This is a genomic window from Bradyrhizobium sp. DOA9 (genome assembly GCF_000617845.2).
Taxonomy (GTDB): domain Bacteria; phylum Pseudomonadota; class Alphaproteobacteria; order Rhizobiales; family Xanthobacteraceae; genus Bradyrhizobium.
Genome location: NZ_DF820425.1, coordinates 1107431 through 1130167 on the forward strand (window position 1 = coordinate 1107431; position 22737 = coordinate 1130167).

Here is a 22737-nt window from a genome sequence, read left to right on the forward strand (position 1 = left end):
CATCACACATTCCGCTGTCATTGCCCGCGGAAGCGGGCAATCGGCCGAGCCGGGCGACGACACCAACTATGTGGTGAGCCGCTCGCCATCAACGCCCGCAACCAATCGGGGCACCACGCTCCCGACTCGCTCGCCTGCAATCGCCACCGGCAGATAATGCTCCGTACGGCCCTGCCCGTCGCTCTCGATCAGCACATCGCGCGTTGCGCCGATCTCGGATTGCAGGCGCTGCCGCAAGGCCGCCTCCCCCGCAGCCCGCAGCCGCTTCGCACGCTCCTTGATCTCAGGACCCGCCACCTGCGGCATCCGCGCGGCCGGCGTGCCGGGACGCGGGGAATAGGGGAAGACGTGCAGGAAAGTCAGGCCGCATTCTTCGACGAGGTCGAGCGAGCGCGCGAGCATGTCCTCGGTCTCGGTCGGGAAGCCCGCGATGATGTCGGCGCCGAAGACGATATCCGGGCGCAGGCGGCGCACCTGATCGCAGAACGCGATGGCGTCGGCCCTCGAATGCCGCCGCTTCATGCGCTTCAGGATCATGTCGTCGCCCGACTGCAGCGACAGGTGCAGATGCGGCATCAGCCGCGCATCCTCGGCGATGGCATCGAGCAGATCGTCATCCGCCTCGATCGAATCGATCGAGGAGATGCGCAGGCGCTTGAGCTCGGGCACATGGCGCAGGATCTGCCTGGTCAGCATGCCGAGCCTGGGCGCACCGGGCAGGTCCGCGCCGTAGCTGGTGAGATCGACGCCGGTCAGCACGATCTCGGCATGACCGCGCTCGACCAGGGTGCGCACCTGATCGACTACCGCACCCATCGGCACCGAGCGCGAATTGCCGCGGCCAAAGGGGATGATGCAAAAGGTGCAGCGATGGTCGCAGCCGTTCTGCACCTGCACGAACACCCGCGGCAGGCCGCTGGCAAAGCCATCGACGAGATGCGGCGCCATCTCCTTTACTGCCATGATGTCGCTGACGGCGATCTTCTCAATGGCGCCGATGTCGAAAGCATCGCGTGCCTTCCGCCACGCTTCGCCGCGCATCTTGTCGTCATTGCCGACGACACGATCGACCTCGGCCATGTTGGCGAACATGCTGCTTTGCGTCTGCGCCGCGCAGCCGGTGACGACGATGCGCGCCTCGGGGCGCTCGCGCTTCAATTTGCGGATCGACTGGCGCGCCTGCGCCACCGCCTCATTCGTGACGGCGCAGCTGTTGATGACGATGGTGTCGGACAGGCCCGCCCCCTCCGCCTCGCGGCGGATCACCTCGGCCTCGAAGGCGTTGAGACGGCAGCCGAAGGTGAAGACGTCGACGGCCATCAGGCGACCGGCGCGAACAGCGCCGGATCGAAGCTGCCCTCATATTCGAAAGTCGCGGTGCCCGTCATCAGCACGTGGTCGTCGCGATCGCGCCATTCAATGCCGAGCTTGCCGCCGGGCAAGGTGATCTCGACCTTGCGCTCGGCACGCTTCAGCCGCGCGGCGGCGACCGCCGTGGCACAGGCCGCCGACCCGCAGGCCTTGGTCAGGCCGGCACCGCGCTCCCAGGTGCGGATCGTGATGTGCTCGCGATCGACGATATGGGCGAGCGTGATGTTGGCGCGCTCGGGGAAGATCGGATGGTTTTCCAGGAGCGGACCGAAGCGGCCGAGATCGTAGGCGTTGACGTCGTCCACCCAGAACACCGCGTGCGGATTGCCCATGCTCACCACGGAGGGCGAATGCAGGATCGGATTGTCGATCGGCCCGATCTGCAATTCGATGTAGCGGGTGTCGCGAAACTCTTCCGCCAGCGGAATGTCCTGCCAGCCGAATTTTGGCGCGCCCATGTCGACGGTGTAGAGATCCGGCGCGGGACCCTGCCAGGCATTGAGCAGGCCGGCGGCGGTCTCGAAGGTCGCCGTGGTCTGGCCGGTCTTCTCGAAGATGCGGCGCACGACGCAGCGCATGCCGTTGCCACAGGCGCCGGCCTCCGAGCCGTCATTGTTGTAGATGCTGATGAAGGCCTCGGTGCCGTCGAGCCGCGGCTTCGAGAGCACCATGAGCTGGTCGTAAGCCACGCCGCCGTTCGCGGACGCGACGGCGCGGGCGTCGTCGGGCGTGACCTTGGCCGTCGAATCGCGCAAGTCGACAACGACGATCTCGTTGCCGATGCCGTTCATCTTGGCAAATGCGTGGTTGGCCAGCGCGCTCATGAAAATTCCCGAATTTCGCCTGCCTTATATGGCGATCCTCGGCCGCTTGGCCAGTGATTTGCGGCCGCGGACCGGGACATGGGCCAAGGTGCCTGCCAAGGGAACGTGCCATGACGCATCTGTCATGGGACGAATTCGGCGCCCGCGTGTTAGAACGGCGCGGTTCGCGCGAACCGGGACGCGCGGCCGGGTTAAGGCCTTGGTGGGTAAGGCCTTGATGAATTGAGGCCCCGACGAAGCGGGGCCTCGGGGAGAATAGAATGACCAGTTTTCGTCGCCTCGCTTTGGCCGCGCTGATCCCGGCTGCGGTCTTGTCGCTTGGGGTGTCAGGCGCTCTGGCGCAGACGCCGAGCCCCGCACCGGCGGCCTCCGCGAGCCCGTCGCCCGCGCCATCGGCAGCACCCGCCCCGGCCGCGAGCGCTTCGCCGGCACCGGTGGCAACGCCTTCGCCGGCGGCCAGCGCGTCACCATCTCCGGCCCCGACGGCTCCGCCCCCGGCGGCGGCCGCGACGCCCGCGCCGGTTCAGACGGCCGATCCCTTCGGCCTCGAGACCACGCTCGTGTCGAAGAAGGTCGTGATGGTCAAGGGCACCGCCAATTGGGACTCGGCCTTCGACACGCTGATCGACGCGTTCAAGGCGCTGAACACGCTGCTCGACAAGCAGGGCATCAAGCCGTCAGGCAATTCGATGATCGTCTACACCTCGACCGACGACACCGGCTTCACCTTCCTTGCCGAGGTCCCGGTCGAGCAGGACCCGAAGAACCTGCCCAAGGACATGAGCGTCGGCAAGTCGCCTGAAGGCAAGGCACTGAAATTCGTCCATCGCGGCTCCTACGACAACATGGACAACACCTACGAGGCGATCACCAACCACCTCGACGACAAGAGGCTGGAAGCCAAGGACACCTTCATCGAGGAGTACCTCACCGATCCCCTGAAGACGGCCGAGGACAAGCTCGTGATCAATGTTTTCGTGCCACTGAAGTGAGAGAGATGAAAAAGCCTGCCGTACTCGCCGCCGTCCTTGCCAACACACTGCTGGCCGCGCCCGCGTGCGCCGAGGATTTTCCTTCCGCCATCTCGGTGAGCGGCGAAGCCTCGGTGTCCGCAGCGCCCGATCTCGCGCAGATCGATGCCGGTGTCGCCAGCGACGCCAAGACGGCAAAGGAAGCCTCCGATGCCAACAACGCCGCGATGGGCAAGGTGCTGCTGGCGCTGAAGGGCGCAGGCATCGCCGAGAAGGACTACCAGACCTCGCGGCTGTCGCTGCAGCCGCAATACGGCCAGAACAAATCCACCGGCGCCTCGCCGGTGGTCGGCTTCCGCGCCAGCAACCGCGTCACCGTGAAGATCCGCGACGTCACCAAGGTGGCCGGCATCATCGACACGCTGGTTGCCGCCGGCGCCAACGACATCGGCAATATCTCGTTCGAGGTGACGCAGGCTTCGAAGCTGCTGGATGACGCGCGCGAGCAGGCAGTCGCCGATGCGCGCCGCAAGGCGGAGATCTACGCCAAGGCCACCGGCGTGACGCTGGGCGCGCCGCTGAGCGTCACCGAGGGCGGCGGACCGGTGCCGCTGTTCAAGGGCCGCATGGCGACCGCTCCGATGGCGGCGCCAGCCGCAGTCGCGCCCGGCGAGGAGACGCTGACAGTGACGGTGAATGTGAGCTGGGCGATCAAGCCTAAGGAATAGCAGGTCTCGTGTCCCGGACGCGCTGCAGCGTGAAGCGCTGCTGCGCAGAGCCGGGACCCAGTAAGTCACAAGGTACATTGCCGCGACGACATGGGCCCCGGCTCTGCAGCGCACCGTCGAAGTGACGCTGCGCTGCGTCCGGGGCACGAGCGGTGTGTGCGGAGAGACCTAAATCTCCACCACCTGCCCCGGCAGCATCGCCACGAACCGTTCCTGCGGAATCTTCGCGGCATCGAGCGCTTCGACCAACGCCTTCGCCGGCGCGTCGATGGCTTCGTCGGTCAGCTGGAACGTGCCGTGATGATGCCCGAGCGCGGCTTCCGCGCCGCAATCGGCGAGCGCTTTCACCGCGTCTTCCGGATTCATATGCTGGTCGCGCATGAACCAGCGCGGCTCGTAGGCGCCAATGGGAAGGATCGCCAGGCGCAGCTTGCCGTGCTTCTCGGCGACGCGGCGAAAGTGCCGGCCATCGCCATAGCCGGAATCGCAGACCACGTAGATTTTTCCAGCCGGCGTCTCCAGGACAAAACTGGCCCACAGCGCCTTGTTGCGATCGAACAGACCGCGCGCGGTCCAGTGCCGGGTCGGCACCAGATGCACCGCGACGCCTTCGCCGAGCGCGACGCGATCATGCCAGTCGAACGCCTCCGCCTTGATCGTGGAATCCCAGCTGCGCATGGTGACGTCGTTGCCGAGCGGGGTGACGATGCGCGGAGCGAAATTCTTGGTGAGCCGCGACAGCGTCGCGATGTCGAGATGATCGTAATGGCCGTGCGAGACCAGCACGACGTCGATCTTCGGCAGCTTCTCGAAGGCGATGCCGGGGTCGTTGTGCCGCTTCGGCCCGGCGAAGGCGACCGGTGAGACCCGCTCCGACCAGACCGGATCGATGAGGATGTTGAGGCCGCCGGCCTGGATCAGCCAGCTGGCGTGGCCGACGAAGGAGAGCCGCACCTTGTCGCCATCGACCCGCGCCGGCGGCGTATCGGCATGCGGGCTCGGGGCCCAATCCGGCCAGGTCGCGCGCCGCCGCTTGCCGCTGAACTGCCAGCGCAGCACCTCGCGCAGCGATTTCGGCGGCGAGCCGTCCGGATCGAAGAAGGTCAGGCCGTCGAAATGGTCGGAGGCGGGACCGTCATAGGTTTTCATGCTGGACATCCAGAGCGGGGGGACGCCGACCAGCGCACCGGCTCCGGCGAATAGTCCGAAAAGGCGGCGGCGGGTGATCGGCACGGCGGGGGCTTCTAGGGATGGTGGAGGTGGTAAGACATCACCGCCTATATGGGCGGGGCCGGCGGAAAAGGAACCGCGACAAAAGGATCACGTTTTCAGAACCTTGCCTTACCAAGGGCGGGCCGGCACCCTAACTTTCCTTGACTTTTGGGCGGGAGCGGCGTTTAACCCCGCCACTTTCTCGGAAAGGCTTTCTTTTCGACCCGCCGACCGGCCCACGAGGCCGGAGGTCAACGCCCGACAGCGCTGTGCGCCCTCGGGCGCAAAGGTGTTTGGAAGATCGCCATTCTGGCGAGCAGGACAAGGACAACTTCATTGTTCGACAATCTGTCGGAACGGCTTGGCGGCATTCTCGATCGTCTGACGGGGCGCGGTGCGCTGACCGAAAAGGACGTCGACGCCGCAATGCGCGAGGTGCGCCGCGCGCTGCTGGAGGCCGACGTCGCGCTCGAGGTGGTCCGCAGCTTCACCGAGCGCGTGCGCGAGCAGGCGATCGGCGCCACTGTCGTCAAGTCGGTCACCCCCGGCCAGATGGTGGTCAAGATCGTCCATGACGAGCTGATCAACACGCTCGGCAGCGAAGGCCAGACCATCGACGTCAACTCCGTGCCGCCGGTGCCGATCATGATGGTCGGCCTGCAGGGCTCCGGCAAGACCACCACCACCGCAAAGCTCGCTCGCCGCCTGGTCCAGCGCGACAAGCGCAAGGTGCTGATGGCCTCGCTCGACGTCTACCGCCCGGCGGCGATGGAGCAGCTGGCCGTGCTCGGCCGCGACCTCGACATTCCCACTTTGCCAATCGTTGCCGGCCAGCAGCCGCCGCAAATCGCCAAGCGCGCGCTGGAAGCCGGCAAGCTCGGCGGCTACGACATCGTACTGCTCGACACCGCCGGCCGCACCACGCTCGACGAAGAGATGATGGCGGAGGCGGCTGCGATCAAAGCCGCGGCCAATCCGCACGAAGTGCTGCTGGTCGCCGACAGTCTCACCGGCCAGGACGCCGTGAATCTCGCGCGCTCGTTCGACCAGCGCGTCGGTCTCACCGGCATCGTGCTCACGCGAGTTGACGGCGACGGCCGCGGCGGCGCCGCGCTGTCGATGCGCGCCGTCACCGGCAAGCCGATCAAGCTGATCGGCACCGGTGAAAAGACCGACGCGCTGGAAGACTTCCATCCCGATCGTATCGCCGGCCGCATCCTCGGGATGGGCGACGTGGTCTCGCTGGTCGAGCGCGCCGCCGCCAATATCGACGCCGAGAAGGCCGCGCGCACCGCCGAGCGCATGCGCAAGGGTCAGTTCGACCTCAACGACATGCGCGAGCAGCTGCTGCAGATGGCCAATATGGGCGGCATCAGCGGGCTGATGGGCATGATGCCCGGCATCTCCAAGATGAAGAACCAGATCGCGGCCGCCGGCATCGACGACAAGATCCTGAAGCGCCAGGTCGCGATCATCGATTCCATGACGCGCGACGAGCGCCGTCATCCGGACCTCCTGAAGGCCAGCCGCAAGAAGCGCATCGCGGCCGGCAGCGGCCAGAGCGTCGAGCACGTCAACAAGCTGCTCAAGATGCACCGGAACATGGCCGATATGATGAAGGCCATGGGCTCGGGCAAGCGCGGCCCGCTCGCCGGCATCGCGCAGGCGATGGGCTTCGGCGGCGGCATGAAGATGCCCTCGCCGGAAGAGATGAAGGCGCTGCAGGAGAAGATGCAAGGCGCGGGCGGCGGACAAGGCCTGCCGAATCTGCCGAAGGATTTGCCGCCCGGTCTTCGCACCGGCCTGCCGAACCTTCCGGGGCTGACCGGGCTAAGCGGCAAGCCGACGCTGCCCGGCCTCGGCGGCTTCCCGGGCAAGAAGAAATGAGGTCACACTCTCTCACCCGTCATTGCGAGCGAAGCGAAGCAATCCAGAAATGCTTCCGCGGAAACACTCTGGATTGCTTCGTCGCTTCGCTCCTCGCAATGACGAACCAAATAAACCTTTGAATTAACAACTACTCAGGAGACCAACATGTCCGTCGTTATCCGCCTCGCCCGCGCAGGCACCAAGAAGCGTCCCGTCTATCACGTCGTCGTCGCCGATTCGCGCTTTCCGCGCGATGGCCGCTTCATCGAGCGTCTCGGCCATTTCAATCCGCTGCTGCCGAAGGACAACGAGACCCGCCTCAAGCTCGACATGGACAAGGTGAAGGCCTGGCTCGCCAAGGGCGCGCAGCCGTCCGACCGCGTCGCGCGTTTCCTCGACGCCGCCGGCGTCAAGAAGCGCGAAGCGCGCAACAACCCCGAGAAGGCCGTGCCGCGCAAGGAGCGCAAGGCGCAGGCCGAAGCCGCCGCCAAGGCGTAAGGCCGGATCATGTCGGCGCTGGTCTGCGTCGCGCGGATCGGCGCCGCGCATGGGGTGCGCGGTGCGGTCAAGCTGTGGACCTTCACCGAGGATCCCTTTGCCGTCCGCCGCTACGGCCCGCTGTCGACCAAGGACGGCCGGCGCCAGTTCGAAATCGCGCAGGTGCGCGAGGCCAAAGATCATCTGGTCGCGACATTCAAGGGTGTCGCGACCCGCGATGAGGCCGAGCGCCTCAACGGCATCGAGCTCTATGTCCCGCGCGACAAGCTGCCTGCGACGGACGAGGACGAATATTACCACACCGACCTGATCGGGCTCGCCGCCGTCACCACGGGCGGCGATGCGCTCGGCCGCGTCCTCGCGATCCATAATTTCGGCGCCGGCGACATCATCGAGATCGCGCCCCTCAAGGGCGCGACGATGCTGCTGCCGTTCTCCAACGCGGTGGTGCCGGAGGTCGATCTCAAAGGCGGCCGCGTCGTGATCGCGCTGCCGCAGGAGATCGAGGGGGATCGGGACGAAGAAGGTCCCTCCGCGAGTCGCCCCCGGGAAGACGGGGACCCGTAACCACAGGCCGTGGTTTTTCGCTAAGCTGATCGCAATGACCAACCCCTCACCCTGGCGCGCGACGGTGCTGACGCTGTTTCCGGAGATGTTTCCGGGGCCGCTCGGCGTGAGCCTGGCCGGCCGGGCGCTCGCGTCCGGGCTGTGGGAGATCGAGGCGCGGGACATCCGGGCCGCCGCGACCGACCGTCATCGCAGCGTCGACGACACTCCGGCCGGCGGCGGGCCGGGCATGGTGCTGCGGGCGGATGTTCTGGCGGCCGCCATCGACGCCGCCGAGATTGGCCCTGACAGGCCCCGCCTCCTCATGAGCCCCCGCGGTCGGCCATTGACCCAGGCCCGCGTCGTGGAGCTCGCCCAAGGCCCCGGCCCGCTGATCGTCTGCGGGCGGTTCGAGGGGGTGGACCAGCGGGTGATTGACGGGCGCGGCCTGGAGGAGGTCTCGATCGGCGATTACGTGCTGTCCGGGGGCGAAATCGCAGCGTTAGCCCTGATCGACGCCTGCGTCCGGCTGCTGCCGGGGGTGATGGGCAAGGAGGCCTCGGGAACCGAGGAGAGTTTCTCCGACGGCCTGCTGGAGTATCCCCAATACACCCGCCCGCAGCTGTTCGAGGGGGTTCCGATCCCTGCCGTCCTCACCTCCGGCGACCACGCCAAGGTGGCGGCGTGGCGGCGGGCCGAATCCGAGGCCCTGACGGCCGCCCGGCGCCCGGATTTGTGGGAAAAGGCCGCGAATCGGGGGAGCGGCCAAAAAACGCCAAAAACCAAGACAGACGGGTGACAAACGCTCCGGCTTGCCTTATAGGAGCGCCCACATCCGCAATGGCTGGATAGACGAATTTTGCGCAGCCCCCCGTTTCCAGGGCTGGGCGCGCCGATGGAGATTTACCCATGAACCTGATCCAACAGCTTGAAAAAGAGCAGTTCGAGAAGCTCTCCGCAACGAAGGACATCCCGGAATTCGCCCCCGGCGACACCGTGATCGTCAACGTCAAGGTCGTCGAAGGCGACCGCACCCGCGTGCAGGCCTATGAAGGCGTCTGCATCGGCCGTTCCGGCGGTGGCCTCAACGAGAGCTTCACCGTGCGCAAGATCTCCTATGGCGAGGGCGTCGAGCGCGTGTTCCCGCTGCTCTCCCCGATGATCGACTCGATCAAAGTGGTGCGCCGCGGCAAGGTGCGTCGCGCCAAGCTCTATTATCTCCGCAACCTGCGCGGCAAGTCGGCCCGCATCGTCGAGAAGCAGGATCGCCAGGCCGCCGTCGGCGAGTAAGCTTTCGCCACTGGCTAAGTCTTTCGAAAGCGCGGGGCTCGGCTCCGCGCTTTTTCGTTGGCTCTGCTGTCATTGCGAGGAGCCCTTGCGACGAAGCAATCCAGACTGTCTCCGCGGATGCATTTCTGGATTGCTTCGCTCCGCTCGCAATGACGAGCTGAAACTCTCGCGCTTTTACCGCTGCATGCTATATAGCTTCTGGAATGTTTCCAGATCCGACCAGCTTCGCCCCCATCCAGCGCATCGTCATCGACGATCGCTCGCGGCTGCCTGGCCGGTTCTTCGGACGCTTCGCGACCTCGGCAACGTCAGAGCTTAGCCGCGCAGCCTGAACGGCTGCGCTGACGATTTTTGTTGCCCGCGCGCATCGCCGCGCTCATCGCTGACACACATTCTTCGGAGCTGACGCTCATGTCCAAGCCGACCACCCTTTACGACAAGATCTGGAACGACCATCTGGTGCACGAAGCCGAGGACGGCACCTGCCTGCTCTATATCGATCGTCACCTGGTGCACGAGGTGACCTCGCCGCAGGCGTTCGAAGGCCTGCGCGCCACGGGGCGCAAGGTTCATGCGCCCGAGAAGACGCTCGCCGTCGTCGATCACAACGTGCCGACCACCGACCGCACCAAGCCGAATCCCGATCCTGAAAGCATCGAGCAGATCAAGGCGCTGGCCGAGAACGCCAGGGAATTCGGCATCGAATATTACAACGAGTTCGACAAGCGCCAGGGCATCGTCCACGTCATCGGCCCCGAGCAAGGCTTTACGCTGCCCGGCACCACCATCGTCTGCGGTGACAGCCACACCTCGACGCATGGCGCGTTCGGCGCGCTCGCCCACGGCATCGGCACCTCCGAGGTCGAGCACGTGCTGGCGACGCAGACGCTGATCCAGAAGAAGGCGAAGAACATGCGCGTCACCGTCGACGGCAAATTGCCTGACGGCGTGACGGGCAAGGACATCATCCTCGCCATCATCGGCGAGATCGGCACCGCCGGCGGTACCGGCTACGTGCTGGAATATGCCGGCGAGGCGATCCGTGCGCTCTCGATGGAAGGCCGCATGACGGTCTGCAACATGTCGATCGAAGGCGGCGCGCGTGCAGGCCTCGTTGCGCCCGACCAGAAGGCGTTCGACTTCCTGCGCGGCCGCCCCAAGGCGCCGAAGGGCGCGGATTGGGACGCGGCGATGCGCTATTGGGAGAAGCTCCGCTCCGACGACGGCGCGCATTTCGATCACGAACTGCGCCTCGATGCGGCAAAGCTGCCGCCGATCGTGACCTGGGGCACCAGCCCGGAGGACGTGATCTCCGTGACTGGCATCGTGCCCGACCCCGACAAGATCGCGGACGAGGCCAAGCGCATCTCCAAGCATCGCGCGCTGAAATATATGGGCCTGACCGCGGGGACCAAGATCACCGACATCAAGCTCGACCGCGTCTTCATCGGCTCCTGCACCAATGGCCGCATCGAAGATTTGCGCGCGGCGGCGAAGATCGCCGAAGGCAAGACCGTGTCGGCGAACGTCAACGCCATGGTCGTGCCGGGCTCCGGCATCGTGAAGGAGCAGGCCGAGGCCGAGGGTCTCGACAAGATCTTCATTAAGGCCGGCTTCGAATGGCGCGAGCCGGGCTGCTCGATGTGCCTTGCCATGAACCCGGACAAGCTGAAGCCGGAAGAGCGCTGCGCCTCGACCTCGAACCGCAATTTCGAGGGCCGCCAGGGCTTCAAGGGCCGCACCCATCTGGTGTCGCCGGCGATGGCAGCGGCGGCGGCGATCGCAGGTCACTTCGTCGACGTCAGGGACTGGCGCTAAGCTTACTTCCTGCAATTGTAGCGATCACGGCAAAGCGTCGTTAATCGGCGGCGCCGACATTGTCCTCGCGACGGTTTCGCGAGGGCGCGTCATGGCCAACAAGCCGGAATATGTCGATCTGATCAGCGAGGCCACGCGCCAGCACCGAAGGCGCGCGGCGCCGCTTCGCATCGTCGCCAGGCCGGAGGTCGAGGAGACTTCCAGGCTCAGCCGCTGGCCGCCGGCGATGTTTCGGCAGTGGAAGATCGAGAACCTGATGCGGTGGAAGGCTTCGTCCTGGAAGCTGAAGGATTGGCTGTAGCTACACTGTCATTCCGGGATGGCGCGCGAGCGCCAGACCCGGAATCTCGAGATTCTCAGGTGTGCGAGCGCGCACCATAGTTCTCGCACCGCGCCCCCCGGAATGACCGTGCTAACTCACGTCACCAATAGTACCGATACGGATAGCGCCAGCGCGGCCAGTGGCAGACGCGGCGCGGGCCGTAATAGGTCCAGATGATCCGGCAGCGGCGCGGATAATGGTAGGTGGGATAGTAGCCGCCGACATAATAGCGCCGGTGGAAGTGGCGATAGCCGTAATGCGAGCGATGATGGCCCCAGTGCCGGTGATAGCCGCCATATCCGCCGTAGCGAAAGCCGCCATGGTGATAGCCGCCGACATGACGGTGAATGGCGGGCGCGGCACGGAAGCCACCGCCGTGAAATCCGCCGCCGCGGAAACCGCCGATATGGCCACCGCGAAAGCCGCCGCCATGGAAGCCGCCACCGCGGAAACCGCCGCCATGAAAGTGGCCACCATGCCCGTGCCCGCCATGCCCGCCGCGTACCTGCGTGACGAGGCCGTCGGCCGCCGCCTTGGTCGCGGGCGACGTCGCCGGATTGATCAAGGTGAGTGCTTCAGCGCGGCGCGCGGTGCCGGCCGACAGCATCAATGTCGCGGCGGCTGCGATCCCGAGCAAGCGCATCGGGCTTGCTCGGAGTCTCAATATTCTCAGCATGGAATCCTCCCTCGATCCGGACAGCGAAAATTGCCACGCGACATCTGCGCCGCGGCAATCGCCATTCAAGTGCAGTCGCTCCCGCGATCAAACTGAGGAGAGCGACGTGAACGCGCCATGAATGAACGACGCTGCGCCCCGCAATGCGACGCAGTGCCGCGACGAAGGGCGCTTCACCAGAAGGGGCCGTAGCCGATCACGAAGGGCGCCGGCACGCCGTAGGGATAGGGACGATAGGTGACCGGCCGCGCGTAATAGCGTGGATCGCGGCGGAGCGCAGGCCGCGCAATGACATGGGTTCGCGGATGTCGTCGCGCGTCGAAAATCGCGATCCCTGCCGACGCCTCCGGCAACGTCACCCCTGGCGCAGCGAATGCGCGCGGCAGACCGGCGGCCAGCGCGGCGGCGACAGCCAATGGAACCCATCGCGTCATGAAAAACCTCGCGAGGCGCCCGCGCTGTCTCGTCGGCATGGCATCGAGCCGGGCATCAGCCCCGGCGCCAGTAGCAGCTCACGCGCGGCACGATCACCGTGCCGCTCGGCCGGTACTCCTGCACATAGGTGGCGTTGCAGACGCGGACCGCGTCGGGGCCGGGATTGTAGCGGGGATAGACGCCGTCCGGGCTGTAATAGGGCGTGACGCGCAGGCGCGGCCGCTTGCGCGGCGGGGGGACATCGTCCGGCGAGACCAATTGGGCCATCCGGATTCCGGAACTGGCGGTCTGCGCCTCGGCGCCAACGCAAAACTGCAAAAACAACCCCATGCACAGTAGAGTCAGCGCTGTTTTCGCTCGCATTTTCCCGCCCACCTGAAACGTCCCGTTCGAGGGCCCCACGCTCCCCGTTTTGGCGGCGCCCGTCAACCTCGCCGCGCTTATAAAGCCAGATGCATCAGCGGGAAACCCGCGCTAAGAGGTGCTCATGTGGACGGAATTGAAAGCGCCTTCGCTCGCCGAGATGGAAGCGATGGCACACGAGGTGTTCGAGCGCCTGCCAGCGGAATTTCTCGAGCTCTGCAAGGGCGTGATCGTCCGCGTCGACGACTTCCCGACCGAGGAGGTCCTGGACGAGATGGAATGCGAGAGCGAGTTCGACCTGCTCGGCCTGTTCCAGGGCGTCGGCCTGCCCCAGCAGAGCTTCGGCGACGTGGCGCGGCTGCCCAACATGGTCTGGCTCTATCGCCGCCCGATCCTGGACTATTGGGCCGAGCACGACGAAAGCCTCGGCCACATCGTCCGCCACGTCCTGATCCACGAGATCGGACACCATTTCGGCCTGTCGGACGGCGATATGGAGGCGATCGAGGCCAAGGCGGAGTAGAACGGTCTCAGTCCACCTCTCCCCACCGGGGAGAGGTCGATTTGCGCAGCAAATCGGGTGAGGGGGCGCGGCCCTCCAGTGACACCGTAACCCCTCACCCGGCGCTACGCGCCGACCTCTCCCAAGGGAGAGGTGAAGTCCCGATGCCGCACCAGCCTCAGCCACTCAGGCAGACTAGCCCTGCCCATTTCGGCCTAGGATTTCCGCCCCGATCGCGATAAATAGCCGGTTCCCTGAACCACGTGCGGGAAAGCGCAACCATGGACAAGTTCACCACGCTGGAAGGCGTCGCGGCGCCGCTGAAGATCATCAATGTCGACACCGACATGATCATTCCGAAGCAGTACCTCAAGACCATCAAGCGCACCGGCCTTGGCAAGGGGCTCTTCTCCGAGCAGCGCTACAAGGACGACGGCAGCGAGAACCCGGATTTCGTGCTCAACCAGCCCGCCTATCGCAACGCGAAGGTGCTGGTCGCCGGCGACAATTTCGGCTGCGGCTCGAGCCGCGAGCATGCGCCCTGGGCGCTGCTCGACTTCGGAATCCGCTGCGTGATCTCGACCTCGTTCGGCGACATCTTCTACAACAATTGCTTCAAGAACGGCATCCTGCCGATCCGCGTCAGCCAGGAAGACCTCGACAAGCTGTTCGACGACGCCGAGCGCGGCGCCAATGCGACGCTGACCATCGACCTGCCGAACCAGGAGATCCGCGGCCCCGACGGCGGCAAGGTCAAGTTCGAGATCGACCCGTTCCGCAAGCACTGCCTGATCAACGGTCTCGACGACATCGGTCTCACCATGGAGAAGAAGGCCTCGATCGATACCTACGAGGACAAGCTCAAGCGCGAGCGCGCCTGGGCCTGATTGTAAGTCTTGTTCGAGCCCCGGTGCTATCGCGCCGGGGCTTTTTGTTTGCCTTGCTTATCCCGTATAGCTGCACACATGCTGCCCGAGATCGTCACCTTTTGGCATGGCCCGATGGATGCGCTGCGCCAGACCTGTCTGCGCTCGCAGCTGGCTGCCGGCCACAAGGTCACGGTCTACAGCTTCGATCCCATTCCCGGGCTGCCGGCCGGCGTCGCGAATGCCGAGGCCGAGGCGATCCTGCCGCACGCGTTCTCCGAACGCTTGCGCCCGCCGCAGCCGGACGGCAGCTGGCGCGACTGGACGACGCTGCAGTTCAGCGACTTCTTCCGCATGAAGTTGATGGCGAAGGGCCTCGGCCTCTGGCTGGACGCCGACGTGCTGCTGCTCAAGCCCGTCGAGATCGATCCGGCAAAGCCGTACTTTGCCTGGGAGCGGCCGCGCCAGCTCGGCAATTCCGTGCTCTATCTGCCGCCCACGCACGGCATCGTCGCCGCCTTCGCGGAGCTGATGGAGCAGGAGGAGCTGACGCCGAACTGGCTGTCGCTGCGCCATCGCATCACATTCATGATGCGCCGCCTGCGCGGCGGCTCGAACCGGCTCGCCGATATTCGCGTCGCGATCTACGGGCCCGCGGCACTCACCGCACTGGCGCGCCGCACCGGTGAATTGCAGAATGCGCTGCCGAAGCAATCGTTCTACGCCGTGCATGCCGAGCCAAAGCTGTTCTTCGACCCCTCGAGCTATCTCGGCCTCGTCACCGACTCCGCCATCATCGGCCTGCACATCTCACCGAAGGGACGCGGCGGCGAGAAGCCGATTCCGGGCAGCCTGTATGCCTGGGCGGCGGAAAGATTCAGGTAGCTGCTGCGCAGGAGGTGCGCGACCTCTCCCGCAAGCGGGAGAGGTCGGCAACCCCGCTCTTCCCCATTTGATCCAGCGCAACGCGGTTCTGCATCATTGTGCTTATCTCGCTCCAATTCCGCTCGTCCGAATGGAGCTTTCCATGAGCACCGCAACCAGGCCCTATCCCATCGTCCAGGATCTCATCGAGTCCTTCGCGAGCTGGCTGAAGCACCGCCGCGAGATCAGCGAGATGCGGCAGCTGGACCGCGCCGATTTCGACCGGATCGCCAATGATCTCAGGATCGCGCCCGACGATCTGGAGGAGCTGGTCCGCCACGGCCGCCACGCCGCCGACGAGCTGCCGAAGATGCTCGAGCAGCTCGGCATCAGCACCGAGGCGCTCGGCCGCGCGCAGCCGCTGCTGCTACGCGACATGGAGCGGACCTGCGCGCTCTGCATTAGCAAGGGACGGTGCGACCGCGATCTCGCTGACGGCACCGCCGCGGAGAACTACCACGGCTATTGCGCCAACGCCTCGACGCTAGAGACACTCGAGCGCACCGAACACGCGCCGCGGTGAGGCATTGCGTTACTCGATCCATTTCGGCGCGTAGGCCATCTCCTGGCTTTGCGCCGTATCGTGATTGATCCAGATTTCGGCGTTCTCGGCGCGCAGCAGATCGATCACCTTGGCCATCGACGCAATAGTCGCCTCGGGGTCGGCATTGAACGAGGGTACGCGCATGTGCCGGAGGTTCTCCCGGTTGTGCGCGACGTCGCCGCTCAGCAGCACTGCGCCGCGCCGCGGCAGCCTTGCCATCAACGAGCAATGCCCGGGCGTATGGCCGGGCGTGAAGATCATGCGCACCGCGCCGTCGCCGAAGATGTCGTGGTCGCCATCGACGATCTCGTAAGGCCGCTCCTTCAACATCCTGTAGTGCTGAAGCGAGTAGCCGAACTCGTCGGGATCCGGCCCGAACATGGCTTCGAACTCGGCGCGCTGAGCGATCCATCTTGCATTTTTGAACAGCTCGACATTCCCGATATGATCGAAATGCGCGTGGGAAAGGAGGATCGTGCCGATGTCGCGGGGCCGCACGCCGATGTCATCCAATTGGTCCGCGATGGGACGGCGCACGATGCCGCGTATGCCATGCGCGATGATGCGCCCCTCGGGATGCTTCGCCAGCTCATCCTCAATGCCCGTATCCCAGATCAGCCACTCGCCGCGATGCCGGATGAGATAGGCATTGCAGCTCAGCGTCATGGGAACGCCAACATTGATGCCGGGAGAATAGATCGAGCCGTCTTCGACCTCGGCAATGCCTCCATCGAGGATGTAGATCCTGTCGATTGTCGCCATTTCAGAACTCGTCAAGCCGCCGATTCGACACGCCGCTTCGCCTCGCGCATGTCGCGCCCAGGCGGCATGCCGAACAACCGGCAATATTCCCGCGTGAACTGCGTGACGCTTTCGTAGCCGACCCGATGCGAGGCGGTCGCGATGCTTGCGCCATCGGCCAGCATGATGCGGCGCGCCTCGATCAGGCGAAGCTGCTTCTGAAACTGAAGCGGGGTCAGCGACGTGACGCTGCGAAAGTGCAGGTGAAAGGCCGACTGGCTCATGCCCGCGGCCTTGGCGAGCCGGTCGACCCGCAAAGGCTTGGCATAGTCGGCGCGAATGATCGCGACCGCACGGCCGATCCGCTGCGCATGGCTGTCGGCAATACCGAGCGCCCTGATGGCGCCGCCGTGCCGCCCGGCCAACAGCCAATAATGCAGCTCCCGCAGCACCTGGCTCTGAAGGATCGAGGCGGACGAGGGCCGATCGATCAGGCGCAACAGCCGCAGCGCAACCTCGCTCACATCCCGTTCCGTCGGCTCGACCCGCAGCGGCTGCGACTGAACATAAGGCGCCGCTCCCATCTCGACCACCAGCCCCTCGATGACGATGGGATCGAGCTCGACGACGAGCGACAAATAGGGCACCGCGGCTGTGGCGCGCGTGATCTGGCTGACCGTCGGCACGTCGCTCGAGATCACCAGCGAATCGCCCGGAGCCAGATCGAACGACGTGGCGCCGACCGCGACACGTTTGGCGCCTTGCAGCACCAAAGCGACCAAGGGTTTGGAGATCGCAAATTGAAGCGCGCTCGGCGCGGTCTCACGAATGATCGAGATGCCGGCGAAAGGCGTTGAAGCGAGGCCTTTGTCGTCGGCGCGAGCTGCGGCGTAACGGCTGGCGATCTGGAGCAGTGTTTCAGTCACGCGCTTAATCTAGGCCGAGCCAGGCACGCGGGCAATTGCCGACGGGCGATCGGGCAAGAAGTCGAGAGCTCCAGGCAAGTCTGTCGCCGGCCGCATTCCTGGAGGATTAGGCAAGACGATCACAGGATCCGGCAACATCGGATGCGCGATCACAGGCAGAAAGGCCCCGCCGAAACTTCACGAGGAAGCCTCAAATGCCCACCATTTCGCTCGTCACCGGCGCCAGCCGGGGCCTTGGCCGCAATACCGCAATCGCCATCGCGCGTCGCGGCGGCGACGTCATCCTGACCTATCGCAGCGGCGCCGCCGCCGCCCGCGAGGTCGTCACCGAGATCGAGGCGCTCGGCCGAAAAGCGGTCGCGCTCCAGCTCGACGTCACCTCCGTATCGAGCTTTCCGGCGTTCGCCGCGAAAGTCCGGTCGGCGCTGGCGGAGCACTGGCACACCGAGCGGCTCGATCACCTCGTCAACAATGCCGGCCAGGGCGAAATGGCTGCCATCGCCGAGACGACGGAGCAGCAGTTCGACGCGCTGTTCGACACCCATGTCAAAGGGCCGTTCTTCCTGACCCAGGCCTTGCTGCCGCTGCTCGGCGACAATGGCCGGATCATCAACTTCTCGAGCGGGCTGACGCGCGTGTCTTTTCCCGGCTTCTCGGCCTATTCCGCCGCCAAGGGCGCCATCGAGGTCCTGACCGTCTACATGGCAAAAGAATTCGGTGCGCGCGGCATCACCGCCAACGTCGTCGCGCCGGGCGCGATCGAGACCGACTTCCTCGGCGGCGCCGTCCGCGACATGCCGGATCTGAACAAGCAGTTCGCGCAAATGACCGCGCTCGGCCGCGTCGGTGTGCCCGACGACATCGGGCCGATGGTCGCGAGCCTGCTCGGTCCCGACAATCGCTGGGTCACGGCCCAGCGCATCGAGGTGTCCGGCGGACAGACGATCTGAGTGCGGCGGCATCGGCGCACTTCGTCGCCCGGCGATGGAGTGCGCGAGCCCTCGGCCCTTTCCCATCGCGCGATCTCGCCGCCGGCACCGCCGCGGAGAACTTTCACGGCTATTGCGCCAATGCCGCGACGCTGGAGTCGCTCGATCGCGCAGAGATCGTGCCGCACTGAGTCGCGGGCTCGACCGACGAATGAGGTTTTCGGCGAGAACGGGCCATCGGCCTGGCGCACGCCCCTGCGGGCGCAAACCTAGCACCGGACGTTGTAACGGACTATGCTGGATAGGTATGGTGTCGCGTATACTGGCTCGAGCGATACCGCATGACCAATTCCGCGAAGACCGGGACGAGGAAGCGACGGTGGCCTTTCGTGCTGGCCTTTGTTGTGCTCGTCTATCTAGCCCTCGCATATGTTCTGGTGCCCACCCTGTGGATTCACCACGAACACGAAGCGGGGCTCGCTTCGTTGCCGATGCTCACCAGGACATCGGACGATATCCCTGGTGACCCTCTGAACGTTGGACTTGTTGGCGAGGGCGGAGATGTCGTCCGCGCCATGAACGCGGCGGGGTGGTCTGCGGCCGACGCCGTGACGCTGCGATCAAGCATCGAGATCGTCGGGAGCGTGGTACTGGATCGACCGTATCGCGACGCGCCGGTCAGCCCGCTCTACTATCTGGGAAAGAAGGAGCAATACGCGTTCGAGAAGCCTGCAGGGAAAAGTGCAGATCGGCGGAATCACGTTCGGTTCTGGAAGGCCCTCGAAAAGGGTGATGACGGTCGACCAGTCTGGCTCGGTTCGGCAACTTTCGACCGAGGCGTCGGGCTGAGCCACGATACGGGACAGGTCACCCATCACATCGCGGCCAACATTGATGCCGAGCGGGATCTCCTTATGGCCGACCTGCGAGCGGCCCGCGTCGTCAGCAGTTTCTTTCAGATCTCCGGCATAGGCCCCACTCTGTTCGGCCGAAACGGTGGCGGTGACCCCTACTATACGGATGGCGAGATCCACGTCGCCGTCCTGGTGCCGAGAGCGGCGAGCGGACCTGCCGATCCGCCGACCATTCCGCCGCCCTCATTCATCGCTCTCAAGGATGCCATATGGCACGGCATCGCTCGCCAAGCCGAAACGACGCCCTAGCCCTTGCTCATTCCTGCAGGCACTTCGGTAAAGCTCCGGGCTTAATTCTACCAAGGCCGGCATCACTTGCCGGCCACGAAATAAAAATCTGCCGGCCGGAGATCGAGCCGTAGCTGAACGGTTTCTGCCTGCGGCCGGTGGCCTCCATGACGTCGTCGTGGACGAAGTCGAACAGCCTGCGGACTTCGAGGCTCGGCGTCAGGAGATTATCCGCCAGCGTACCCCTCAGCCCTTCCCCATCGCCGCGATCGCGTCGGCAATTTCGATCGTGCGCCGGGCCATGTCGGCGTGCAGGCGTTCCACCATCGCACCATCCAGGCGGATCGCGCCGCGCGCGGCGTTCTCCGGCAGCTCGAACGCCGCGATGATCTTTCGCGCGCGGGCGACCTCCTCCTCGGGCGGGGTGAAGATGGCGTTGCAGGCGTCGATCTGGGAGGGGTGGATCAGCGTCTTGCCGTCGAAGCCGAGGTCGCGGCCCTGCGCGCATTCGGTGGCGAAGCCGTCGGAATTGGCGATGTCGCTGTAGGGACCGTCGAGGATCTCGAGCCCGTAGGCGCGGCTCGCCAGGATGCAATGGGTGATCATCGGGATCATCGCGGCGCGGCCCGGCAGCATCCGGATCCGCGTCTCGCGCGAGATGTCGTTCGGGCCGAACACGAAGCCCGAGAGGCGGCGCGAGGGATCGCGGCCGGCGGCGGCCAGCTCCTCGGCATGCAGCACCGCGCGCGCGGTCTCGATCATGGCCCAGACCTTGACGGTCGGCGCGGCGCCGAGTTCGGCCAGCTTGCGGCCGATGGCGTCGAGATCCTCGACGCTCGACACTTTTGGAACCAGGATGCCGTCCGGCGCGGCCTTGGCCGCCATGGCGACGTCATCCGGCCACCAGGGCGTGTCGAGGCCGTTGGTCCGGATCAGGACCTCGCGTCGGCCAAAGCCCTTGGCGGCGATCGCCGCCGCAATGCCGTCGCGCGCCGCCGCCTTGGCCTCAGGGGCGACGGAATCCTCGAGGTCGAGGATCAGGCCGTCGGCGGCCAGGTTGCGCGCCTTTTCCAGCGCGCGCGGGTTGGAGCCGGGCATGAACAGATGGCTGCGGCGCGGGCGGGTCATGCGGGCGTTCCTTCCTGGTCTGTCGTCCGACCCAGCCGATAGCATTTGGCCTGCCCATTCGAAAGGCTTGTCGGCCTTGGCGGTATGTGATTAGGCATGGGCCATGACGACATTCCCGACGCATTTGCTGGAAGGCTACAAGGCCTTCGCCACCCAGCGGCTGCCGACCGAGCAGAACCGCTATCGCGAGCTCTCGGTCAAGGGGCAGTCGCCCGAGACCATGGTGATCGGCTGCTGCGACTCCCGGGTCTCCCCCGAGGTGATCTTCGACGCGGGGCCGGGCGAGCTCTTCGTCGTCCGCAACATCGCCAATCTGGTGCCGACCTATCAGCCTGACGAAGGCGCGCACGGCGTCTCGGCCGCGCTGGAGTTTGCGGTGACGGTGCTGAAGGTGAAGCACATCGTGGTGCTCGGCCACGCCCAATGCGGCGGCATCCGCGCCTTCATCGACAAGATCGAGCCGCTCACGCCCGGCGACTTCATCGGCCGCTGGATGCAGATGTTCATCAAGCCGGGCGAGGTGGTCGAGCAGCGCGAGCACGAGACCATGGCGCAGTTCGTCGAGCGCATCGAGAAGGCCGCCGTGTTCCGCAGCCTGGAAAACCTGATGACCTTCCCGTTCGTGCGCAAGGCCGTGGAGAGCGGCCAGACGCAGACCCACGGCGCCTATTTCGGGGTCGCGGAGGGATCGCTGTTCGTGCTGGACAAGGCGGCCAAGGAATTCAAGAACGCGCGTGCGGCATAGCCCGCTCGCCGGCGGGCAAGGCGGCTTGTGCGCAAGGCGCGCCCGTGCCAGCCCGCAATAGGGCATATCGGGGCCTGCAAATCGTGCGCGATGAATGGCGGACAGGCGCCCGGTTCGCTAGAGTGCTCTCCATTCGCCACTCGCCCTTTGCTGTTTCATGCTGATCCTTGCCATCGATACTGCGCTCGAAGCTTGCGCGGCCGCCGTTCTCGACACCGAAGCCGGCGAGCTCCTCGCGCGGGAATCGCAGCTGATGAAGCGCGGCCATGCCGAGGCGCTGATGCCGATGATCGCGCGCGTGATGCAATCGGCCGGCCTCGCCTTCACCTCGCTCGACCGCATCGCCGTCACCGTCGGCCCCGGCAGCTTCACCGGCCTGCGCGTCGGCATCTCGGCGGCGCGCGGCCTTGCGCTGGCGGCGAAACGCCCGGCGGTCGGGCTGACGACGTTGTCGGCCTATGCCGCCGGTGTCGTCGGCCAGAGCGGAACGGCGCCGGTGATCTCCGCGATCGATGCGCGGCACGACCACGTCTATGTCCAGATCGTCGCCGGCGACGGCAGCCAGCTGGTGCGGCCCCGTGTCGCTGCCGTCGACGCGGCGATCGCGGCCTCGCAATTCGGCGCGCCGCATCTGGTCGGCAATGCCGCAAAAATCCTCGCAGGTCGCTGGCCGAAGGACGGACCGCAACCCGTCGCGGTCGACGCGCAGCCCGCGCCCGACATCGGCTGGATCGCATGGCTCGGCGCGGCGGCCAATCCCGACACCAATCCGGCGCGGCCGTTCTATCTGAAAGCGCCCGACGCCAAGCCGGCAATACCGCCGCTCCCAGCACAAGCCGCGACCTCATGATGGGATGGCTGTCGGAGTGGTGGCGCGGCGGCACCGCTGCCGTCGAGCCCGCGACCATGCGCGATGCCGCGCGGCTGGCGCAGCTGCACGGCGCTTCCTTCGCGCACGGCTGGGGCGAAGGCGAGTTCGAGAGCATGATGAGCGAGCGCAACACGCTGGTGCATCGCCTGCGGCTAGGCCGCAAGACGATCGGCTTTGCGGTGTCGCGAATCGGCGCGGACGAAGCGGAAATTCTCTCGATTGCGGTGGACGGGGCCTATCGCGGCCGCGGCCTCTCCCGCACGCTGCTGATGACCCATCTCGGCCACCTCGCCGGGCGCGGCGTACGCACCATATTTCTGGAAGTGGAGGAGAACAACCAGCTGGCACGGCGGCTTTACGATCGCGCCGGATTCGTGGTGGTCGGGCGCCGCGATCGCTACTATAAGCAGCCCGACGGGGAACAATTGAACGCCCTTCTGATGCGACGTGACTTGGCGTAACATCGGTGGCAGAAAGCGCCCGCCAGGCAGACAAC

The 22737-nt window shown here is 65.7% G+C and carries 27 protein-coding genes; 18 read left to right on the plus strand and 9 right to left on the minus strand.

The genetic code is table 11. The annotated features are described in order from the left end of the window. Positions 1–66: 66 nt before the first annotated feature. A complete protein-coding gene (gene mtaB, locus BDOA9_RS05080; RefSeq protein ID WP_025032869.1) occupies positions 67–1320 on the minus strand; it encodes a tRNA (N(6)-L-threonylcarbamoyladenosine(37)-C(2))-methylthiotransferase MtaB in 1254 nt (417 codons plus the stop codon). After that, on the minus strand, positions 1320–2195 hold the full coding sequence (dapF, locus tag BDOA9_RS05085; protein WP_025032870.1) for a diaminopimelate epimerase: 876 nt from the start codon (positions 2193–2195) through the stop codon (positions 1320–1322). Before dapF ends, mtaB begins: the two co-directional genes overlap by 1 nt. 260 nt (positions 2196–2455) lie before the next feature. Between dapF and BDOA9_RS36650 the strand changes: the two genes are divergently transcribed. Beyond that, positions 2456–3187, plus strand: a complete 732-nt coding sequence (locus BDOA9_RS36650; RefSeq protein WP_025032871.1) for a GyrI-like domain-containing protein — start codon at positions 2456–2458, stop codon at positions 3185–3187. 5 nt (positions 3188–3192) lie between these two features. After that, entirely contained in the window at positions 3193–3894 is a 702-nt protein-coding gene (locus tag BDOA9_RS05095) for an SIMPL domain-containing protein (protein ID WP_025032872.1), read from the plus strand. A 168-nt stretch (positions 3895–4062) separates the two neighbouring features. On the opposite strand, the gene BDOA9_RS05100 is transcribed toward BDOA9_RS05095, so the two are convergent. Then, positions 4063–5127: an MBL fold metallo-hydrolase gene (locus BDOA9_RS05100; protein ID WP_025032873.1), complete on the minus strand. Its 1065-nt coding sequence runs from the start codon at positions 5125–5127 to the stop codon at positions 4063–4065. A 315-nt stretch (positions 5128–5442) separates the two neighbouring features. On the opposite strand from BDOA9_RS05100, the gene ffh reads away from it, so the two are divergent. The 7 genes from ffh (at position 5443) to BDOA9_RS05135 (ending at position 11428) form a co-directional block, all read left to right on the plus strand. Then, a complete protein-coding gene (ffh, locus tag BDOA9_RS05105; RefSeq protein WP_025032874.1) occupies positions 5443–6993 on the plus strand; it encodes a signal recognition particle protein in 1551 nt (516 codons plus the stop codon). Between the two features lie 147 nt (positions 6994–7140). Beyond that, complete coding sequence (gene rpsP, locus BDOA9_RS05110) at positions 7141–7473, plus strand: 30S ribosomal protein S16 (protein ID WP_025032875.1); 333 nt, start codon at positions 7141–7143, stop codon at positions 7471–7473. A gap of 9 nt (positions 7474–7482) precedes the next feature. After that, positions 7483–8040 (plus strand): ribosome maturation factor RimM, encoded by a 558-nt coding sequence (rimM, locus tag BDOA9_RS05115; protein ID WP_025032876.1) that lies wholly within the window; start codon positions 7483–7485, stop codon positions 8038–8040. Between the two features lie 34 nt (positions 8041–8074). Beyond that, positions 8075–8818: a tRNA (guanosine(37)-N1)-methyltransferase TrmD gene (trmD, locus tag BDOA9_RS05120; protein WP_025032877.1), complete on the plus strand. Its 744-nt coding sequence runs from the start codon at positions 8075–8077 to the stop codon at positions 8816–8818. 110 nt (positions 8819–8928) lie between these two features. Then, entirely contained in the window at positions 8929–9309 is a 381-nt protein-coding gene (rplS, locus tag BDOA9_RS05125; protein WP_025032878.1) for a 50S ribosomal protein L19, read from the plus strand. A gap of 411 nt (positions 9310–9720) precedes the next feature. Further along, positions 9721–11127 carry a 3-isopropylmalate dehydratase large subunit gene (gene leuC, locus BDOA9_RS05130; RefSeq protein WP_025032879.1) on the plus strand — a complete coding sequence of 469 codons (1407 nt, stop codon included), beginning with the start codon at positions 9721–9723 and terminating at the stop codon, positions 11125–11127. Between the two features lie 91 nt (positions 11128–11218). Then, complete coding sequence (locus tag BDOA9_RS05135) at positions 11219–11428, plus strand: hypothetical protein (protein ID WP_025032880.1); 210 nt, start codon at positions 11219–11221, stop codon at positions 11426–11428. Between the two features lie 121 nt (positions 11429–11549). On the opposite strand, the gene BDOA9_RS05140 is transcribed toward BDOA9_RS05135, so the two are convergent. The 3 genes from BDOA9_RS05140 to BDOA9_RS05150 form a co-directional block, all read right to left on the minus strand. Further along, the gene (locus tag BDOA9_RS05140; protein WP_025032881.1) at positions 11550–12125 is read right to left on the minus strand and encodes a hypothetical protein; all 576 of its coding nucleotides are present in this window, start codon (positions 12123–12125) and stop codon (positions 11550–11552) included. A 173-nt stretch (positions 12126–12298) separates the two neighbouring features. Next, complete coding sequence (locus BDOA9_RS05145; protein WP_025032882.1) at positions 12299–12559, minus strand: hypothetical protein; 261 nt, start codon at positions 12557–12559, stop codon at positions 12299–12301. A 55-nt stretch (positions 12560–12614) separates the two neighbouring features. Then, positions 12615–12890 (minus strand): hypothetical protein, encoded by a 276-nt coding sequence (locus tag BDOA9_RS05150; RefSeq protein ID WP_025032883.1) that lies wholly within the window; start codon positions 12888–12890, stop codon positions 12615–12617. A 157-nt stretch (positions 12891–13047) separates the two neighbouring features. On the opposite strand from BDOA9_RS05150, the gene BDOA9_RS05155 reads away from it, so the two are divergent. From BDOA9_RS05155 to BDOA9_RS05170, 4 genes are all read left to right on the plus strand, one after another. Then, on the plus strand, positions 13048–13446 hold the full coding sequence (locus BDOA9_RS05155; RefSeq protein WP_025032884.1) for a metallopeptidase family protein: 399 nt from the start codon (positions 13048–13050) through the stop codon (positions 13444–13446). A 260-nt stretch (positions 13447–13706) separates the two neighbouring features. Then, on the plus strand, positions 13707–14312 hold the full coding sequence (gene leuD / locus BDOA9_RS05160) for a 3-isopropylmalate dehydratase small subunit (RefSeq protein ID WP_008539074.1): 606 nt from the start codon (positions 13707–13709) through the stop codon (positions 14310–14312). Positions 14313–14390: 78 nt separating this feature from the next. Beyond that, positions 14391–15176 carry a hypothetical protein gene (locus tag BDOA9_RS05165; RefSeq protein WP_025032885.1) on the plus strand — a complete coding sequence of 262 codons (786 nt, stop codon included), beginning with the start codon at positions 14391–14393 and terminating at the stop codon, positions 15174–15176. Positions 15177–15318: 142 nt separating this feature from the next. Next, positions 15319–15738 carry a hypothetical protein gene (locus tag BDOA9_RS05170; protein ID WP_025032886.1) on the plus strand — a complete coding sequence of 140 codons (420 nt, stop codon included), beginning with the start codon at positions 15319–15321 and terminating at the stop codon, positions 15736–15738. A 9-nt stretch (positions 15739–15747) separates the two neighbouring features. On the opposite strand, the gene BDOA9_RS05175 is transcribed toward BDOA9_RS05170, so the two are convergent. Next, positions 15748–16521 (minus strand): N-acyl homoserine lactonase family protein, encoded by a 774-nt coding sequence (locus tag BDOA9_RS05175; RefSeq protein ID WP_025032887.1) that lies wholly within the window; start codon positions 16519–16521, stop codon positions 15748–15750. 11 nt (positions 16522–16532) lie between these two features. Beyond that, on the minus strand, positions 16533–17426 hold the full coding sequence (locus BDOA9_RS05180; RefSeq protein WP_025032888.1) for an AraC family transcriptional regulator: 894 nt from the start codon (positions 17424–17426) through the stop codon (positions 16533–16535). A 194-nt stretch (positions 17427–17620) separates the two neighbouring features. Between BDOA9_RS05180 and BDOA9_RS05185 the strand changes: the two genes are divergently transcribed. After that, positions 17621–18376 (plus strand): SDR family NAD(P)-dependent oxidoreductase, encoded by a 756-nt coding sequence (locus tag BDOA9_RS05185; RefSeq protein WP_025032889.1) that lies wholly within the window; start codon positions 17621–17623, stop codon positions 18374–18376. A gap of 320 nt (positions 18377–18696) precedes the next feature. Continuing rightward, positions 18697–19518: an LssY C-terminal domain-containing protein gene (locus BDOA9_RS05190; RefSeq protein WP_025032890.1), complete on the plus strand. Its 822-nt coding sequence runs from the start codon at positions 18697–18699 to the stop codon at positions 19516–19518. A gap of 225 nt (positions 19519–19743) precedes the next feature. Here the strand turns inward: BDOA9_RS05190 and BDOA9_RS05195 are convergent, their stop codons facing one another. Then, positions 19744–20625, minus strand: coding sequence for an HpcH/HpaI aldolase/citrate lyase family protein (locus BDOA9_RS05195; protein WP_025032891.1), 882 nt, complete (start codon positions 20623–20625; stop codon positions 19744–19746). A 103-nt stretch (positions 20626–20728) separates the two neighbouring features. Here BDOA9_RS05195 and BDOA9_RS05200 point away from each other — a divergent pair, with 103 nt between their 5' ends. From BDOA9_RS05200 to rimI, 3 genes are all read left to right on the plus strand, one after another. Continuing rightward, the gene (locus BDOA9_RS05200) at positions 20729–21370 is read left to right on the plus strand and encodes a carbonic anhydrase (RefSeq protein WP_025032892.1); all 642 of its coding nucleotides are present in this window, start codon (positions 20729–20731) and stop codon (positions 21368–21370) included. A gap of 157 nt (positions 21371–21527) precedes the next feature. Continuing rightward, positions 21528–22220, plus strand: coding sequence for a tRNA (adenosine(37)-N6)-threonylcarbamoyltransferase complex dimerization subunit type 1 TsaB (gene tsaB / locus BDOA9_RS05205; protein WP_025032893.1), 693 nt, complete (start codon positions 21528–21530; stop codon positions 22218–22220). Beyond that, complete coding sequence (gene rimI / locus BDOA9_RS05210) at positions 22217–22702, plus strand: ribosomal protein S18-alanine N-acetyltransferase (RefSeq protein WP_025032894.1); 486 nt, start codon at positions 22217–22219, stop codon at positions 22700–22702. The genes tsaB and rimI overlap by 4 nt, the downstream gene beginning before the upstream one ends. Positions 22703–22737 lie beyond the last annotated feature (35 nt).